A 14,510-nucleotide genomic window follows, 5' to 3' on the forward strand; every position below is an offset into this window, starting at 1 on the left:
GAGCAGGCCGAGGCCACGGCCGGCGCCGCCGCGCCGACCGCGACCGGCAGCTACGGCTCGTCCACCGACCCCGCGGGCGGGCAGTGCCTGTGGACCACCGACCCGGCCGGTGACCCGTTCTCCCTGACGGCGACCAACCTGGAGCTGGTGGTGTTCCAGCCCGACGGTCCGCTCCCGCCGCCGGACTACGCCCCGGCGCCCGGGAGCGACGAGGTCGTCGACGAGGAGAACCAGTGGTACTTCGCCGACGGCTCCGTCGTCTACCTGCTGCGGGTCACCGGCGAGGGCCGGATCGACCCGGCGGTGCTGGCCGCTGCGGAGGCGTTGATCCCGGCGCTCCGCGAGCGCGCCTGAGGACGCTCAGAGCCCGCTGACCCCTTCGCCCCCGCCAGCCTGCTCGTCGAAGCTCTCGTGCTCGAGCAGGTGCAGCACGGGCACGCCCAGCTTGCGCCGGGCGCGCGAGGTCCAGTCGACGTGGAAGAACTCCGCCACGACGTGGGGTCGGGTCAGCACGATCGCCTCGCGGCCGTCGACCTCGGCGACCTTCGCGGCGAGCGCGTCGATCGGCGGCTCGGTGACGACCGCGGAGCTCCCGATCTCGGCACCCGCGGCGGCCAGCGCATCGGTGGTGGCGGCGAGGTCGTGGTCCGCTCGCCCCTTCTGCTCCTCCCGCAGCGCCGCCAGATCGTCGGGGCTGGGGGTCATGGGCGGCGCGAGCAGGTCGGCACCCCCGATCGCGCCGAGCGAGGCCTCGACCGCCGCGGCAGCATCCACGAGCGGCAGCAGGACGTGATAGACGACGTGGGCGTCGAACTCCTCGTGCAGCGAACGAACCTGCACCGCGTCGGCGGCGGTCAGGGGCTGCTCGACGAGGAGGACGACGTCGTACCTCTCGGGTGCGGTGTCCATGGTCCAGTCTTACTCCTGCGAGTGGTCCGGGTCGACCATCACTCGCCGAGGACGTCACTCAGGTCGTAGGACACCGGCTGCTCGAGCTGGTCGTAGCCGCACGACGTCGGGTCGCGGTCCTCGCGCCAGCGCTTGAAGTGGGCGGTGTGCCGGAAGCGCCGCCCCTCCATCGCGTCGTACTTCACCTCGAGCACGCGCTCGGGACGGAGCGGCGTGAACGAGAGGTCCTTGCCCTGGCTCCAACGGCTCTGGGTGCCGGGCTGGCGGCCCGGGTTGGCCACGAGGAACTCCTGCCAGCGTCCCCAGGGGTGCTCCTCGATCGGTACGACGAGCGCCTGGAGCTCGTCCCAGAGCTCGGCCCGGCGCGCGGCGGTGAAGCTGGCGCTGACGCCGACGTGCTGCAGCTCGCCGTCGTCGTACAGCCCGAGCAGCAGGCTGCCCAGGAGCGGCCGCTCCTCCGTGCTGGTCTTGTGCGGTCGCATGCCGGCGACCACGACGTCGGCCGTCCGCTCGTGCTTGATCTTCAGCATGGTGCGCGCGTTCGGCTGGTAGGTCGCCCCGAGCGGCTTCGCGATCACGCCGTCGAGGCCGGCGCCCTCGAACTGGTGGAACCACTCCTCGGCCACCGCCGGGTCGGTGCTGGTGCGGGTGAGGTGGCAGGGCCCCTCGGGCGGCAGCCCGGCCAGCGCGTCGACCAGGGCGGCCCGGCGCTCGGAGAACGGGCGATCCATCCACGACTCGTCACCGAGCGCGAGCAGGTCGAACGCCACGAAGCTCGCCGGCGTCTGCTCGGCCAGCAGCTTGATCCGGCTCGCCGCAGGGTGGATCCGCTCCTGGAGCACCTCGAACTGCAGCCGGTCGCGGCCGTCGGTCGGTAGCGCCACGAAGATCTCGCCGTCCAGTACGCAGCGCGCCGGCAGCTGCTCGCGCGCGGCGTCGACGAGCTCGGGGAAGTAGCGGGTGAGCGGCTTGGTGTTGCGGCTGGCGAGCTCGACCTCGTCGCCGTCCTTGAAGAGGACGCAGCGGAAGCCGTCCCACTTGGGCTCGAAGCTCAGGCCGCCGTGCTTCGCGGGGTCCGGGACCCCGGACACCGCCTTGGCGAGCATCGGCTGGACGGGCGGCATCACAGGCAGGTCCACGACGCTTGAGACTAGTCCGACGCCACCAACTCATCGGGCCGTCGGGGGAGCACGGAGTCGATGTAGTCGCGGGCGGAGTCGAAGATGTCGACCTCCTTCCCGGCCCGCTCGGAGAGGTACCACCGGTGCACGAGCACCTCGTGGAAGAACTCCGGCGGCTCGAGCTTGCCCCGCTGGTCGGCGGGCAACAGCCGCACCAACGGCTCGTAGATCCCCGTGAACCAACGGCTGGCGACGACCGCCCGGTCCTCGCGGCCGAGATCGTGGTGGGCGGTGTAGGCGGCGAGGTCGTTGAGGAGCCGGCGCGCCTGCGCGTCCTCGACGCCGAGACCGGTGAGTGCCTGGAGCTCGCGGGTGTGGTGGCCGGCCTCGACGACCTTGGGCTGGATCCGCACCGTATCGCCGCCGAGGNCGCCGCCGAGGTCGGTGACGATGTCGAGCTCGTCCACGTCGAAGCCGAGGTCGTTGAGCCGCTCGATCCTTCGCTCGATCCGCCACAGGTCGGCGCTGCCGAACTCCTCCTCGGCGGTCAGCTCGCGCCACAGCGCGTCGTACCGCTCGGCCAGCAGGTCGACGATCTCGTGGGCGCGGACGTCGGGGTCGAGCTCCTCGCCGGCCTGGAGGTCGAGCAGCTCGGCGAAGACGTTCTCGCCGGCGACGGTGAGGTCGTGCTCGCGCATCCGGTCGGACAGCGTGTCGTTGAGCTCGCCGGTCTCGGCGTCGACCAGGTAGGCGGCGAAGCCCCCGGCGCTGCGGCGGAACAGCACGTTGGACAACGACACGTCGCCCCAGAAGAAGTCCGCGAGGTGGAGGCGGACCAGGAGCACCACGAGCGCGTCGACGAGCTCGGGCAGGTTCTCGGCGCTGAGCCCGTGGCGGAACAGGCTGCGGTAGGGGAGGGAGAAGGCGAGGTGGTCGGTCACCAGCGCGGCCGGCAGCGCCGTGCCGTCGGGGGCCTCACGCCCCGTGACGACCGCACGCGGTACGACGGTCGGCAGGTCCATCCGCCGCAGGTCGCGCAGCAGCCGGTACTCCCGCAGCGCGATGTCGGGCTCGGTCTCCTTGACCGCGACGGTCTGCTTGCCGGCCCGCGCGATCCGGACGACGTGGCGCGACAGCCCGCGTGGCAGCGGTACGACGACGTCGTCGGGCCAGTCCTCGAGGGGGGTCGCCCAGGGCAGGGTCAGCAGCGCCGTCTTCGCTTCGACTGGTGATGCCGCCCCGGACCGGCTGGCGACGACGTGCAGCGCCATGCCAGCACCGTACGCCCCGCCGCGGTATCGGCGGCTGCGTCGGCTACGGCTCGAGCAGCACCGCGCCGGTGCCGCCGTGCTCGCCGATCACGTCCCCCGGGTTCATCAGGGAGCAGGTCTTCATGCTCAGGCAGCCGCAGCCGATGCAGCTGTCGAGCCGTTGCTCCAGCAGTCGGATCCGGCGGACCTGCTCCTCCAGGCGCGGCTTCCAGTCGCGGCTGATCCGGTGCCAGTCGGCCTTGGTGGGCGCGCGGTTGTCCGGCAGCGTCGCGAGCGCCGCCGCGACCTCGTCGAGGCTCAGGCCGACCCGCTGCGCCGCCCGCACGAACGCCACCCGCCGCAGCGTCGACTGCTCGTAGCGGCGCTGGTTGCCCGTCGTACGGGTGGAGTGGACGAGCCCCTTGTCCTCGTAGAACCGGATCGCGCTCGTCGCCACCCCCGCGCGCTCCGCGAGCTGCCCGATCGTCAGCAACGTCATGCGGAGATGGTGACGGGACCGTCCTCAGAGTTCAAGTAACCTTGAAGATAGTCCTGTCAGTAGGACTGACCGTTCGCATAGCGTTCGCGACGGAAGTGGCGGCCCTTGCCACGGTTTCGGCTCTTGAATGTCGGCAGCTGCGAGTCGCAGTTCGGGCAGATCATCCTGAGGTTGTCGCGCGCGTTGTTGGTGGCATCGCCGTCGATGTGGTCGAGGACGAAGACGAGCGGCTGGTCGTTCCATTCCTCGACGATGCCGCAGATGGCGCAGCATCCGTCCTGCTCATCGAGCAGGTAACGACGGACGTAGTGATGGCGCCCGCCGCCGATCGTTGCCTTGCCCGACTTGAGCCACGCAGTAGTCCGTAGGCTTCGCGTCGATGAATGTTGGCAAGTCCCGCTGCAATAGACCTTCTGGCTGGGCTTGGTGAGCTCTCGGCCGCACCCGAAACATTGCTTCATGGATGGACGCTAGATCGGGAGTCCGACGCAACTGGCGGACGAGAACAATGGGAGCCGGAGGCGGGAATCGAACCCGCGATTGCTGATTACAAGGCAGCCGCGTTACCACTACGCCACACCGGCACGTGCCTCGCGAGACGCACCGGGCGAGTCTAGTCAGCGCAGGCGCCGGGCGCCGAACCGAGCGGGCGGGTGGGCGATGGCTTCCTGGGTGGGGACGATCTGCAGCTCGCGGGTGCCGGCCGTGAGCGTCGCCTCGAGGACGGCGAACACGGTGTTGGTCGTGCGCTCGACGGCCGTCTCGGCCGAGCCGGTCTCGAGCAGGTGGGCGAGGAAGAGGGCGGCGGTCAGGTCGCCCCCGCCGTTGGGGGTGATCGGCAGCAGGGGAGTGGTGACCGCCCAGGCGCCCTCGTCGGAGACGGCCACGACGTCGAGCGAGTCCGCAGTGCCCGGAAGGACGACCGAGGTGACCAGCACCGCGCGGGGCCCGACCGACCGCAGCGCGTCCGCGGCCGTCAGGACCTCGTCGAGGGACTGCGTCGTCCGCCCGGTGAGGAAGTCCAGCTCGAAGTGGTTGGGCGTGACGATGTCCGCCGTCGGGACGACGGAGTCCCGGAGGTACTCCGGGATGCCGGGGCGGACGAAGATCCCGCGGCCGACGTCGCCGATCACCGGGTCGCAGCAGTAGACGGCGGCCGGGTTGAGAGCCTTGACCTGGGCGACCGCGTCGAGGACGACCGCGCCCACGGCCGGGTCGCCCTGGTACCCGGACAGCACCGCGTCGGCGGACCCGAGGACCCCGCGGTCCCCGATCCCGGCGATCACCTCGGCCACGTCGGCCGGTGCGAGCAGCGGTCCGCGCCAGGCGCCGTACCCGGTGTGGTTGGAGAACTGGACGGTCGCGACCGGCCACACCTCGTGGCCCCGGCGCTGCAGCGGGAACACGGCTGCGGAGTTGCCGACGTGCCCGTAGGCGACCGAGGACTGGATGGACAGGATGCGCACCCTGCCGATCTTCCCAGGTAGCGAATACGAAACACTTTCGTGAACGAACTAGAACGCGTTACAGTTTGATGACCGCTGTACCACGAAGGGACCACACATGGCCAAGCGCAGGGAGCCGCGCAGCAACGAAGCCGACTACGTCGTCGTCGGATCCGGGAGCTCCGGCTCGATCGTCGCCGCGCGCCTGGCCCAGTCGGGCGCGAAGGTGATCCTGCTGGAGGCAGGCAAGTCCGACGAGCAGATGCTCACCAAGATCCCCGGGATGATCGGCCCGATGCACGCCGAGCCGAAGATCAAGAAGCTCAACGACTGGGGCTTCTACTCCACTCCGCAGGAGGGCCTCGACGGGCGCAAGATGCCGACGCCGCGGGGCAAGGTGCTCGGCGGCTCGAGCTCGGTCAACGGCATGGTCTACGTGCGCGGCAACCGCGCCAACTACGACTCGTGGGCGGCGGAGGGCAACACCGGCTGGAGCGCCGACGAGGTCAACCCGGCGTTCAAGCGCTTCGAGGACTTCGAGGATGGGGAGAACGACTACCGCGGTGCCGGCGGGCCGATCAAGATCACCCGCAACAAGACCCCGCAGGACGCGACCGCCCAGTTCATCCAGGCCACCGCCGACACCCTCGGCGTGAAGGTCCTCGACGACTACAACGCCGCCGAGCAGGAGGGCATCGCCCGGATGCAGCAGAACGCTGCCGACGGCCTGCGCTACTCCTCGGCCCGGGGCTTCGTCCACCACCTCGACCCGTCGACCCTCGAGGTCCAGACGCGGGTCCAGGCGACCAGGATCGTCATCGAGAACGGCCGTGCCACGGGCGTCGAGGTCGCCGACCTCAGCAAGGACGGCCTCACCGCCACCACCCGCCGGTTCATCCGTGCGGGCAAGGAGGTCATCCTCGCTGCCGGGTTCGTCGGCAGCCCGCAGCTGCTCATGCTCTCGGGCATCGGCCACGCCGACCACCTCGCGAGCGTCGGCATCGACACGATCGCCGAGCTGCCGGTCGGCGACAACCTGCACGACCACCTGTTCCACCCGCTGACGTTCCACGTGCCGTCCGTCCAGCACAAGGGAACGCCGTTCTACTTCGGCAAGGGCCTGCTCAAGGAGAAGACCCGCGGCGGCTCGTTCCTCGCCAACTCGGTCTTCGAGTCGGTCGGCTTCGTCCGTACGTCGTTCGCCGGCGACGGCCCGCCGGACCTCCAGCTCCACATGCTGCCGTGGGCCTACCCGACGCCGAACCAGGACGCCCCGGTCCGCCACGAGGTCGACCCGCGCCCGAGCATCAGCGTGTTCTCGACCCTGATCTACCCGCGCAGCCGCGGCACGATCCGGCTGGCCTCGACCGACCCGCTCAGCGCTCCGCTCATCGACTACGGCTTCCTCCGCGAGAAGGACGACGTCGAGGTGCTCGCGGAGGGCACCGAGATGATCCGCGAGATCATGGCGAGCGCCGCGTTCGGTGGCGGCGTCAAGGAGGAGATCCACCCCGGTCCGGCCCTCAAGGGCGCCGAGCTCCGGGAGGCCCTCAAGATGCGGTCGACCTCGGTCTACCACGGTGTCGGCACCTGCCGGATGGGCGTCGACGACCGTGCGGTCGTGGGCCCGGACCTCAAGGTCCGCGGCATCGACGGCCTCCGCGTCGCGGACGCCTCGATCATGCCGTCGATCACGGGCGGCAACACGAATGCGCCGTGCTACATGATCGGCGAGAAGGCAGCCGAGATCATCCTGGGCGAGAGCCGGTGACGACCACCCGTCCGTCGGGCCTGACCGACGCGTTCCTCGAGAGCCTCGTCGCGCGGGTCCCGGGTTCCTCCGGGGCCACCTGGAAGCTGACCGAGGTCTACACCGGCGAGCTGCTGGTCGAGCTCCCGCAATCGACGCCCGAGGACATCGAGCGTGCGTTCCACGCGGCCCGAGCCGCCCAGCAGCTGTGGGCCCAGTGGCCGCTGAAGAAGAGGCTCGAGGTCTTCGAGCGGGCGCACACGCTGCTCATCGACAACGCGCTCACGACGACGGACCTGATCCAGGCCGAGAGCGGCAAGAACCGGCGGATGGCGATCGAGGAGACCTGCGACCCGCCGATGATCATCAGCCACTACCTCAAGCGTGCGCCGAAGGTGCTCACGCCCAAGAAGCACGGTGGCCCGATCCCGTTCCTGTCGAGCTCGACCGAGGTCCACGTCCCCAAGGGCGTCGTGGGCATCATCGCGCCGTGGAACTTCCCGTTCGCGACCGGTCTGTCGGACGCCATCCCCGCGTTGATGGCCGGCAACGCGGTCGTCGTGAAGCCTGACAACAAGACCGCGCTGAGCCCCCTCTACGGCATCAGCCTGCTCGAGGAGGCGGGCCTCCCGAAGGGCCTGTTCCAGGTCGTGTGCGGCGAGGGGCCCGACGTCGGTCCGACCCTCATCGACAACGCCGACTACATCATGTTCACCGGCTCGACGGCGACCGGCCGGGTGATCGGCGAGCGCGCGGGCCGCAACCTGATCGGCTGCTGCCTCGAGCTCGGCGGCAAGAACCCGATGGTGGTCCTCGACGACGTGAACGTCGAGGAGTGGGTCGAGAGCGCCGCGTTCGGCGTCTTCGGCAACACCGGTCAGATCTGCATGCACATCGAGCGGATCTATCTGCCCGAGAGCAGGTACGACGAGCTCAAGGACGCGTTCGTCGAGCGCGCCCGCAACTTCACGATCGGTGCGTCCTACGACTTCGGTCCCGAGATCGGGAGCCTGGTCTCGCCCGACCACCGCGACCGGGTGGCCGCGCACGTCGAGGACGCGATCGCGAAGGGGGCGACGGTCCTCACCGGGGGCAAGCCGCGGCCCGACATCGGCCCGGCCTTCTTCGAGCCCACAGTGCTCGAGGGTGTCACCAAGGACATGCTGGCGGGGCGGACCGAGACGTTCGGCCCGGTCGTCGGCCTGTACTCCTACCGCACCGTCGACGAGGCCGTGAAGCTCGCCAACGACACCGACTACGGCCTCAACGCCTCGGTGTGGAGCGGCGACATCGCGCGTGCCGAGGCGATCGCCGAGCGGATCGACTCCGGCAACGTCAACATCAACGACGCGCTGGCGACGGCGTACGCCTCCAAGGCTACCCCCTCGGGTGGCGTCAAGAGCTCGGGCGTCGGCGCGCGGCACGGTGACCAGGGCCTCCTCAAGTACACCGACGTCAAGAACGTCGCGGTGCTGAAGAAGCAGGTTCTGGGCGCCCGGCCGGGCCAGGACTACGATGCGTACGTCAAGCAGATGCTTCAGTCCCTGAAGCTGATGCGACGACTCCGCGTGCGTTGACGCCCCCCGAGCCGCACGCGGAGCACCCGCCTCGGGAACGGGTGAGTCCCTCCGAGGCGGGTGCGCGCCATCGCAGCGCGTGCGCTCAGGCCTGGATGGCCTGGGTCGGCGTGACCGGCGTCGCGCCAGCGATCTCGACCTTGCGGGGCTTGGCCTTCTCGGCGACGGGCACGACCAGGCGCAGCACGCCGTTGTCGTAGGCCGCCTCGATCTGCTCCAGGTCGAGGTTGTCGCCGAGGACGAGCTGGCGGCTGAACTGGCCGTGGGTGCGCTCGGAAGCGAGCCGCTGCCAGTCACCGTTGCCGGCGACCCGCTCCGCCTTGATCGTGAGCACGTTGCGCTCGACGTCGATGTCGATGCTGTCGCGGCTGACTCCGGGGAGGTCGAACTCGATGACGAAGCGCTCGCCCTCGCGCCACGCGTCCATCGGCATCACGGCAGGGCGGTTCGTCGTGCCGGCGCCGAGCAGCTGGTTGGCGAGGCGATCGAAGTCGCGGAACGGGTCGGTGGTGCGCAGCAACATGGTTCCTCCTTCTGTCGGCCGAGCGGGCGCTCGGCGCTCTCACAAACCTGTAATGGCTGTTATAGGTTATCTATTCCGATAGAATCAAGGCCGAGCGAGAGGAATTTTCGATGCCGGCTGAACGCGTTCGTGGGGTCTACGCCATCTCGGTCGCTGCGGAGCTGGTGTCGATGCAGGTGCAGAACCTTCGGGTCTACGAGCGCCGAGGCTTGGTCGAGCCGTCGCGGACGGCGGGCGGTTCGCGTCTCTACAGCCGGGACGACATCGAGCGGCTCCATCGGATCCGCGAGCTCCTCGCGGCGGGGCTGAACCTCGCCGGCATCGGTCACGTGCTCGCACTGGAGCACGAGGTCACCCGGTTGCGCGCCGAGAACGCCGCGCTCCGCCAGCGCGACGAGCGAGCCTGACCAGGTGTCTCAGGCGACCTGGAGCGAGCGCTTCGAGAGGCCGATCCAGAAGCCGTCGATGACCTGCTCGCCGGGGACGGCGGGGTCGGTCGCCGCGCCGAGGGTGACGAACAGCGGGCTGTAGTGCTCGACCGTCGGGTGCGCGTAGGGCATCCCGGGGGCCTTGGAACGGTAGGCCGCGAGCTCGTCGACGTCGCCGCGGGCCAGCGCCTCGCCGGCCCAGGCGTCGAACTCGGCCGACCACTGCGGCGCTTCCGCGTCGAGCCGGAACTCGGTGAGGAACGGGAGTCCGTGGGTCAGGAAGCCCGAGCCGATGATGAGCACGCCCTCGTCCCGCAATGGGCGGAGCCGCTCGCCGAGCCTGAGCAGGCGCTCGGGGTCGTGGGTGGGCAGCGACATCTGCAGCACCGGGACGTCCGCGTCGGGGTACATGATCTTGAGGGGAACCCAGGCGCCGTGGTCGAGGCCGCGGGAGGTGTGCTGGTGCACCGGCTCGTTGTCCGGCATCATCGCGGCGACCTGCTGGGCGAACGCGGTGGCGTCCGGCGTCCGGTAGGTCTCCAGGTAGTACTTCGGGTCGAAGCCGCCGAAGTCGTAGACCAGCTCGGCGCCGCTCGCGCTGAGAGCGACCGGGGCCGACTCCCAGTGCGCGCTGACCACGAGGATCGCCTTCGGGCGCGGCAGGTCGCGGGCCCAGGAGGCCAGCTCGCCCGACCAGGTGGGGTCGTCGAGGAGCGGTGGTGCGCCGTGGCCGATGTAGAGCGCGGGCATCCGGCCCTGGGGTGCGGTCATGTCCACCTCAACTAGTTGAGACTTCAATCTTATTCCGCCGGGAGGGTCCAGTCCACCGGCTCACCGCCCCGCTCGACGAGCAGCTCGTTGACCCGACTGAACGGACGGGACCCGAAGAAGCCACGATAGGCCGAGAGCGGGGACGGGTGGGGGGACGCGATGACCGGGATCGGGCCCAGCATCGGCTGGAGCGACTGTGCCTGGGCGCCCCAGAGGACCGCCACGAGCGGTGCGCCGCCCTCGGCGCGCTCCCGCAACACCTGGATCGCGTGCGCGGTGATCTCCTCCCACCCCTTGCCGCGGTGCGAGTTCGCGTTGCCCGGTTGGACGGTCAGGGCCCGGTTGAGCAGCATCACGCCCTGCTCGCTCCAGGCGGTCAGGTCCCCGTGCCTCGGAGGTACGACGCCGAGGTCGTCGCGGTACTCGGTGTAGATGTTGACCAGGCTCGGCGGCAGCGGCCACACGCCGCGCTCGACGGCGAAGCTGAGCCCGACCGGGTGGTCGGGGTTGGGGTAGGGGTCCTGGCCGACGATGAGCACCTTCACCTCGCCGAGCGGACGCCGGAACGCCCGGAACACGCGGTCGCCGGCGGGCCGGTAGTCGCGGCCGGCCGCGATCTCCTCGCGCAGGAATCGCCCCATCGCCGTGATCCGGTCCTCGACCGGCGCGAGTGCCGCCGCCCAGTCCGCAGCCATCAAGCCCTTGTCGACCAGTCCTGCCAGCGTGTTCACGGGCGCCATTGTCCCCACGAGCGTCACGGCGTCCCTCCTAGGCTCGTCCCATGACCGACCCCCAGGGCACGCAGGTGCGCAACAACGTCGAGGCCAGCCGTTTCGAGATCACCGTCGAGGACGGCCGCGTGGCTGGCTTCACCCAGTACAAGGAGCGCGACGGCGTCCGGAACTTCTTCCACACCGAGATCGGCGAGGAGTTCGGCGGCCAAGGCATCGGCGGCAGGCTCGCCCGCGCGGCGCTCGACGAGACCCGCGCCGACGGCATCAAGGTCGTCGCGACCTGCCCGTTCATCAAGGCCTGGATCGAGAAGCACCCCGACTACCAGGACCTGCTCGCCTGAGCGAGGCGCCAAAATGCATTCGACGGCGCCCCTCTCCCTCCCAGGGGCGCCGTCGTATGCGATAGCTCCGACGCGGGCCACGATGAAATTCGCTGGACCACCGGCGGCGAAGAACGCCTGCCTGGTGGGCTCCCTCCAGGTTCTGTCTCGTGACCCGCGTCGGTAAGTAGAACTCTAGGTTCCCCGAGGGTGCCCGCGGATCGGGCATGCGGTCCGTCCGTCTAGTCACAATTGACCAGGACCTCGGCGGCGTTCGGCCGGGACCCTCGACGGGTCCGCGGTGCTCGTTCGAGCGCTACTTCTTGAGGGCCCGGGACGCCGAGGAGCTGTGGCGGCGGGCGCGGTTGGTGCCGATGGCAGCGGCACCCGACCGGGCCCCCGAGGAGGCCGTGGTGCCGGCCTCCGCCTCGAGCGCCGTCGACCACTGCGAGACCCACTCGTCCATGACGACCCAGGTGGTCCGGCGCGCCGCGCGGCCGGTGAGCATGCCGAGGTGCCCGCCGGGGACGATCTCGAAGCGAACCTCGGGCGAGCCGGTGAGCAGCGGGATGACGGCCTTGACGGCGGGGACCGGGGCGATGCCGTCGGTCGAGCCGCCGAAGACCAGCACGGGCACCTTGATGTCGCCGAGCCGGATCGTCCGGTCGTCGAGCTCGAACTCGCCGGTGGCGAGCTGGTTGCCCTTCGCGAACCGGTGGTAGAGCTGCCCGAACGTGCGGCCGGGGTAGGCGATCATGTTCGCGGTGAACCGGTCGACCGCCTCGATCTGGGCGAGGAACTCGGTGTCGTCGATGTGGCTCGCCATCGCCAGCGGCTTGGTCACCAGCTTCTGGACCGAGGAGAGCTGGAAGGCCCACTTCACCAGTGGCTTCGGGGCGCCGCCGAGGAGCTGGTAGCCCTTGGTGATCGGGCCCTTGCCGTTGACCCAGTTGAGCAGTGGCCGCAACGGCGCGACGAGCGGCACGAGCGACACGTCGATGGGGGAGCCGACGGCGGTGAGCGAGGCGATCGGCAGGTCCGGCTGGTCGGCGGCGGTGAGCAGCGAGAAGATCCCGCCGAGGCTCCAGCCGATGACGTGGACGGGGCGCCCGCCCGCGTGGGCCGACACCTCGCGGATCGCGGTCGGCACGACCTCGTCGATCCAATGCTCCATGCCGAGGTTGCGGTCGCGGAACGAGACCTCGCCGTACTCGAGCAGGTAGGTGGGCCGGCCACCGGTCACGAAGTGCTCGACCAGGGAGCAGCCGCGCCGCAGGTCGTAGCAGATGGCCGGGGCAGCGAGCGGTGTCACGAGGAGCACCGGGTCGCCGGTCTCCTTGACCGTGCCGGCCGGACGGTAGTGGTAGACCTCGCGGAGCGTCCCGTCGTCGATCAGGGTGCGCGGCATCGGCCGCAGGTCGGCGAGGCCGCCGTAGAGCACCTTGTGCGCCACGTTGCTGGCCGCGGACACGACCTGATCAGGCTTGGGGATCAGATCCATGAGGCGAAAGTACCTCAGGAACGAGTGGCCGGCCGTGGGTGCTTGGTGTGCGGTACGACGTCCTCGAGCTCGGTCATGAAGCTGGCCGCCCACGCCTTCACGTCGTGCTGGCTGATGGTCTTGCGCATCGCCTTCATCCGACGTGCGAGCTCCTTCGGCTCGGCCTCGTAGGCCTCGAGCAGCGCCGCCTTCATGCCGTTGATGTCGTAGGGGTTGACGAGCCAGGCCTGCTTGAGCTCGTCGGCGGCGCCGGCGAACTCCGAGAGCACCAGTGCTCCGTCGTCCTCGACCCGGCACGCGACGTACTCCTTGCACACCAGGTTCATGCCGTCGCGGTACGGCGTCACGACCATCACGTCGGCGGCGCGGTAGAGCGCGGCCATCTCCTCGCGTGGGTAGGAGGTGTGGAGGTAGCTGATCGCGGGCCGGCCGATGCGGCCCTGGTCGCCGTTGATCCGGCCCACGAGCCGCTCGATGTCGTCGCGGAGGATGCGGTACTGCTCGACCTGCTCACGCGAGGGCACGGCGACCTGCACGAACACCGCGTCCTCGACGTCGAAGTGGCCGTCGTGCATGAGCTCGCTGAACGCGCGGAGTCGCGCATAGATGCCCTTGGTGTAGTCGAGCCGGTCGATGCCGAGGAAGATCCGGCGCGGGTTGCCGAGCGCGTCACGGATCGCGGCCGCGCGCTCCACCACGGCCGGCGAGCTCGCGAGCTCCTCGAACCCGGCAGAGTCGATCGAGATCGGGAACGCGGCGGCCCGGACGGTCCGGCCGTCGGGGAGGTAGACCAGGTCGCGGTGGGTCTTGTGCCCGACCCGCTGGCGTACCAGACGGATGAAGTTCGCCGCCGCCTCGGGGCGCTGGAAGCCGACGAGGTCGGCGCCGAGCAGGCCCTCGAGGATCTGGCGGCGCCACGGCAGCTGCTGGAAGAGCTCGGCCGGCGGGAACGGGATGTGGAGGTAGAAGCCGATGCGGAGGTCCGGCCGCAGGTCGCGCAGCATCTGCGGCACCAGCTGGAGCTGGTAGTCGTGCACCCAGACGGTGCCCTTGCGGGCAGCCTGCTCGGCGGCCTTCTCGGCGAAGCGCCGGTTGACGTTGACGTACTCGTCCCACCACTCCCGATGGAACTCCGGCTTGGCGACGACGTCGTGGTAGAGCGGCCAGAGGGTGCCGTTGGAGAAGCCCTCGTAGTGGCCCTCGATCTCGTCCTGGGTCATCTCCATCGGGACCAGCGAGAGGCCCTCGTCCTCGAACGGCTTGAGCTTCTGGTTGGTGCCGCCCGCCCAGCCGATCCACACGCCACCGCCGTGAGTGCGCATCACCGGCTCGATGGCAGCGACCAGCCCGCCGGGGGACTTGCGCCAGACCTTGCGTCCCGTGGGCAGGGTGACCCGGTCGACGGGGAGCCGGTTGGCGACGATCACGAGGTCGTGGCGCACGCCACGACCCTAGTCGACCGTGCGCAGCGCCGGCCGCGCGCTACGCCGGGGGAGCGGCCGCGAGCTTCGCGATCGCCGCCTTCGTCATCGGTCGGTACTCGTCGCGCTGAGGGTCGTAGCGGAACGCCGGCCGCCCCGCGGGGAGTCCCTGCGTGCGGAGCAGCGTGCCGGCGGGTCGGCCGGCGCTCGAGAGCGGCATCTCGTCGACCAGGTGCACGATGGAGGGGCGGTTCTCCGCGG

Annotated in this window: 17 protein-coding genes and 1 tRNA gene; 5 read left to right on the top strand and 13 right to left on the bottom strand. The window is 70.2% G+C overall.

Annotated elements, in window-relative coordinates; genetic code table 11:
* On the top strand, positions 1-354 hold a 354-nt coding region (locus tag H0487_RS17965), incomplete at its 5' end, for a hypothetical protein (protein ID WP_183095607.1).
* A gap of 6 nt (positions 355-360) precedes the next feature.
* Here the strand turns inward: H0487_RS17965 and H0487_RS17970 are convergent.
* The 7 genes from H0487_RS17970 to pdxY all read right to left on the bottom strand — a co-directional run bounded on the left by H0487_RS17970 (position 361) and on the right by pdxY (position 5,245).
* A complete protein-coding gene (locus H0487_RS17970; RefSeq protein WP_183095608.1) occupies positions 361-909 on the bottom strand; it encodes a hypothetical protein in 549 nt (182 codons plus the stop codon).
* A gap of 38 nt (positions 910-947) precedes the next feature.
* Entirely contained in the window at positions 948-2,048 is a 1,101-nt protein-coding gene (locus H0487_RS17975; protein WP_183095609.1) for an ATP-dependent DNA ligase, read from the bottom strand.
* Positions 2,049-2,059: 11 nt separating this feature from the next.
* Complete coding sequence (locus tag H0487_RS17980; protein WP_183095610.1) at positions 2,060-3,301, bottom strand: DUF4032 domain-containing protein; 1,242 nt, start codon at positions 3,299-3,301, stop codon at positions 2,060-2,062.
* Positions 3,302-3,344: 43 nt separating this feature from the next.
* Complete coding sequence (gene soxR / locus H0487_RS17985; RefSeq protein ID WP_183095611.1) at positions 3,345-3,779, bottom strand: redox-sensitive transcriptional activator SoxR; 435 nt, start codon at positions 3,777-3,779, stop codon at positions 3,345-3,347.
* Positions 3,780-3,835: 56 nt separating this feature from the next.
* A complete protein-coding gene (locus H0487_RS17990) occupies positions 3,836-4,240 on the bottom strand; it encodes an HNH endonuclease signature motif containing protein (RefSeq protein ID WP_183095612.1) in 405 nt (134 codons plus the stop codon).
* Between the two features lie 52 nt (positions 4,241-4,292).
* Positions 4,293-4,363, bottom strand: a tRNA-Thr gene (locus H0487_RS17995).
* Positions 4,364-4,396: 33 nt separating this feature from the next.
* Positions 4,397-5,245 (bottom strand): pyridoxal kinase PdxY, encoded by an 849-nt coding sequence (gene pdxY, locus H0487_RS18000; protein ID WP_183095613.1) that lies wholly within the window; start codon positions 5,243-5,245, stop codon positions 4,397-4,399.
* 97 nt (positions 5,246-5,342) lie between these two features.
* Between pdxY and H0487_RS18005 the strand changes: the two genes are divergently transcribed.
* Both H0487_RS18005 and H0487_RS18010 read left to right on the top strand, forming a co-directional pair.
* Positions 5,343-6,995: a GMC family oxidoreductase gene (locus H0487_RS18005; RefSeq protein ID WP_183095614.1), complete on the top strand. Its 1,653-nt coding sequence runs from the start codon at positions 5,343-5,345 to the stop codon at positions 6,993-6,995.
* The gene (locus H0487_RS18010; protein ID WP_183095615.1) at positions 6,992-8,551 is read left to right on the top strand and encodes a succinic semialdehyde dehydrogenase; all 1,560 of its coding nucleotides are present in this window, start codon (positions 6,992-6,994) and stop codon (positions 8,549-8,551) included. Before H0487_RS18005 ends, H0487_RS18010 begins: the two co-directional genes overlap by 4 nt.
* Before the next feature lie 85 nt (positions 8,552-8,636).
* On the opposite strand, the gene H0487_RS18015 is transcribed toward H0487_RS18010, so the two are convergent.
* Entirely contained in the window at positions 8,637-9,074 is a 438-nt protein-coding gene (locus tag H0487_RS18015) for an Hsp20/alpha crystallin family protein (RefSeq protein ID WP_183095616.1), read from the bottom strand.
* A gap of 110 nt (positions 9,075-9,184) precedes the next feature.
* Here H0487_RS18015 and H0487_RS18020 point away from each other — a divergent pair, with 110 nt between their 5' ends.
* Positions 9,185-9,481, top strand: a complete 297-nt coding sequence (locus H0487_RS18020; protein WP_183095617.1) for a MerR family transcriptional regulator — start codon at positions 9,185-9,187, stop codon at positions 9,479-9,481.
* 9 nt (positions 9,482-9,490) lie between these two features.
* On the opposite strand, the gene H0487_RS18025 is transcribed toward H0487_RS18020, so the two are convergent.
* Positions 9,491-10,273 carry a dioxygenase family protein gene (locus tag H0487_RS18025; protein WP_246383818.1) on the bottom strand — a complete coding sequence of 261 codons (783 nt, stop codon included), beginning with the start codon at positions 10,271-10,273 and terminating at the stop codon, positions 9,491-9,493.
* A 29-nt stretch (positions 10,274-10,302) separates the two neighbouring features.
* A complete protein-coding gene (locus H0487_RS18030; RefSeq protein WP_220793550.1) occupies positions 10,303-10,968 on the bottom strand; it encodes a uracil-DNA glycosylase in 666 nt (221 codons plus the stop codon).
* 86 nt (positions 10,969-11,054) lie between these two features.
* On the opposite strand from H0487_RS18030, the gene H0487_RS18035 reads away from it, so the two are divergent.
* On the top strand, positions 11,055-11,348 hold the full coding sequence (locus H0487_RS18035; protein ID WP_183095618.1) for a GNAT family N-acetyltransferase: 294 nt from the start codon (positions 11,055-11,057) through the stop codon (positions 11,346-11,348).
* Between the two features lie 295 nt (positions 11,349-11,643).
* Here H0487_RS18035 and H0487_RS18040 read toward each other — a convergent pair whose 3' ends face one another.
* The 3 genes from H0487_RS18040 to H0487_RS18050 form a co-directional block, all read right to left on the bottom strand.
* Entirely contained in the window at positions 11,644-12,828 is a 1,185-nt protein-coding gene (locus tag H0487_RS18040) for an alpha/beta fold hydrolase (RefSeq protein ID WP_220793546.1), read from the bottom strand.
* A gap of 14 nt (positions 12,829-12,842) precedes the next feature.
* On the bottom strand, positions 12,843-14,270 hold the full coding sequence (locus H0487_RS18045; protein ID WP_183095619.1) for an alpha,alpha-trehalose-phosphate synthase (UDP-forming): 1,428 nt from the start codon (positions 14,268-14,270) through the stop codon (positions 12,843-12,845).
* A gap of 40 nt (positions 14,271-14,310) precedes the next feature.
* Positions 14,311-14,510, bottom strand: a 200-nt coding sequence (locus H0487_RS18050; protein ID WP_183095620.1) for a hypothetical protein, incomplete at its 5' end; no start/stop codon positions are given.

It is taken from the genome of Nocardioides stalactiti (assembly GCF_014180715.1).
GTDB classification, from domain to species: domain Bacteria; phylum Actinomycetota; class Actinomycetes; order Propionibacteriales; family Nocardioidaceae; genus Nocardioides; species Nocardioides stalactiti.